This window comes from Ramlibacter sp. AN1015 (genome assembly GCF_037726105.1).
Classification (GTDB): Bacteria; Pseudomonadota; Gammaproteobacteria; order Burkholderiales; family Burkholderiaceae_C; genus Ramlibacter.
Window position 1 is genome coordinate 1 of sequence record NZ_JBBJUM010000026.1, and the last position, 2377, is coordinate 2377.

Below are 2377 nucleotides of genomic sequence, written 5' to 3' on the forward strand. Positions count from 1 at the left end.
CTCGTAGCCCCTGCCGTGCACGGCCGACTGCTGATCGACTGCGTGGCTGTCGATCGCGATATCGGTGGTCAGCAGCGGAATCCGCGCGCGGTCAGTGGTCTGGGAATTCCACTTCGATCGGCTTGTGCTGCGGATCAGCGAGGTACTTGAGGTAGGTCTCCAGCGCGAACTTGAACTGCGCGAAGCTCACTTCGCCACCTTCGCCTTGGCTGTAGAGGCCTTCGAACCAAACCTTGTCACGGTTAGCATTTACCGTCCATCCATTACCGCCGAAGTCGATGAATCCTACTTCACCGGCTTCGATTTTGCGCAGCCAGTGCATAAACAACGCGCCAGATCCCTCCACCGTCTGGACATCGCTGTCGAGGCAGGCACACATGAGGTCGTATGGCTCAACAATATTCCGATCGTTGTCAATAACGGAAATTTTTCTAGTCACTTGCCTCTCGCCATCGACTTCAATTTTTTTACGCGGCTCGACTCGGAGCTTGAGTGGCGACTTCATGGACCCCCCAATGGATAAAACGTAGTGCGCTGATTCTTCGGATCCCAGAAGAAGCGGATCTCAATTCCGCTTGGAGATTCACCCAGCCACCCACCCTGAGGGTCGGACCGACGATTGCTGAACGCACCTGATGTTTCATACTCAATCCGTGCCTGCGACCAATCTGGAGGAAAAAATGTTGATGACCTGCGCTTATCAATCCATGCCCTGCTGACTTCATCCCAAATCTGCACCGGCGCTTCAAAAGTGCCGTTCGGGTTTCGCACGATGTTCGCCCCAGGCGCAATGCGCGCGGCGCCATCCGCTGCGAACTCCGCGTGATACCCGGTGGCCGCACCCCTTGCGTTGATCTCGCCGGCCAGAACATGGTTCATGTCGAAGTTGTTGTTAGCCAGCAGAGCTCGGTCTGTGTTGGCCCTGTAGAACGCATCGTTGCTGGTGTTCGGCCTGATTCTGGCCTGGTCTGCAAGCTGGTTGTAGAGATTGCTCTCGGCGCGGGTGATCGTGACATGGTCCAACTGCGCGGCCAAGGTGGTGTTTTGAGCACCGATCTGGCGCAGCGCAGCGACCTCCTGGCTTACGCGCGTTTGCTGGTTTGCCGCTCTGACCGCCGAAGCAGCCGGGGACAGGTTGACCGTGCTGTTCGGCACACCAGCAGCTGTGGTGGCGGCTGTATCGACGGCTATCAAGCACTTGGTCGGGTTGACCATGCAGTAGCCGTAGGGATTGCGCGCGAACGCCGCTACCTCCGCCGCCACTGTCCCGGCCGCCGGCGCCAAAGCCAGGGCACCTGCAAGCACCGCCGCCTGGATGGTTTGCCCGGCGATGCGCTCGCGCGCCTGCTGGTCCCGGCCGGTTGCCTGTGCGATCTGCGCAATCGTCGGCTGCTGGATGTTGTTGGTCCGGTAGAACGAGATCGCCTGCGGATCACGCATTACCTCGCTGACGTACATCTGCGCGTTGGCGCGCTGCTGCGGGGTGGCGTGGAACATGTAGCCCGGCCCGGCTTCCGCGAAAGCGGCATCGGGCGGCAGCATCTGCCTGGGCGCCTGGCCTAGGAAGGACTGTGCCTGCGCATCCCAGTCGCCCTGCGTGCCGAACTGCACCTGCCGGAACGCTTGCTGCGCCAACCGCTCTTCGGCCTGCTGCTCGCTGATGCCGTGCTGCGCGGCAAAGCGCCGGGCGTTGTCGCGAATCCATTGGGTTTCGCTTGCATGCAACTGCCGGTTGTTGAAGTCCACGCCCGCCGCCAAGGCCGCGCCCGTTGGCCCGCCCACGACCAAGCCAGCGGCGGTGGCGGTCAGGCCGCTGACCGCTTGGGCGGCGATGCGCGCGGTCTCTGGGCTGAGCCCGCTCTCGCGCAGGGCCTGCGCAACGCTCGCCTGCATGTCGTTCAGCAGCGGCGCCGCGCCGGCTGCGACGGCCGCACCGGCTGCGCCAGGGACGCCGCCGCCCAGCGCCCCGATGGCCGTGTGCATGACGTTGCGGTAGAGGCCGCCTTCGCCCCACCGGTCGATCTCGGTTTGCAACTGCGCCCGCTTGCCTTCGTCGGGCTCGTTGCGCAGCTGCTCCGTCAAGACCGTTATGCGGTTTTGCGCGAACGTCGCCGCCGCCCTCGGCGCCTCGCGCGTGAAGGTCTGCATGATCTGCACCTGCGCGTCGATGTCTCTTTGCACGCTGTCCGCGTCGAAGATCCGTGCGATGCCCGCTTCGGCGTCGTCGCTGCGCACGCTCACATTCCCCGCAATGCCGGAGATGCCCGCGCGGCTCATGCTGCTGGTGCTGCCGCTGTCGCTGCCCAGGCCGATACCCGCGCCCGAGAGGCCTGTCGATTCGGCGCCCGCACCGCCGCCTACGCTCACGCCCACGGCC

The 2377-nt window shown here is 63.7% G+C and carries 2 protein-coding genes; both read right to left on the reverse strand.

Translation table 11 applies throughout. From position 1 onward, the window contains the following. Positions 1-91 precede the first annotated feature (91 nt). A complete protein-coding gene (locus WG922_RS21870; protein ID WP_340285160.1) occupies positions 92-505 on the reverse strand; it encodes a hypothetical protein in 414 nt (137 codons plus the stop codon). Beyond that, positions 502-2377, reverse strand: a 1876-nt coding sequence (locus tag WG922_RS21875; protein WP_340285161.1) for an EndoU domain-containing protein, incomplete at its 5' end; no start/stop codon positions are given. The genes WG922_RS21870 and WG922_RS21875, both read right to left, overlap by 4 nt.

Bases quoted from the DNA above. Each gene is read 5' to 3' on its own strand.
- WG922_RS21870 (WP_340285160.1), bottom strand. From the start codon at position 505: ATGAAGTCGCCACTCAAGCTCCGAGTCGAGCCGCGTAAAAAAATTGAA.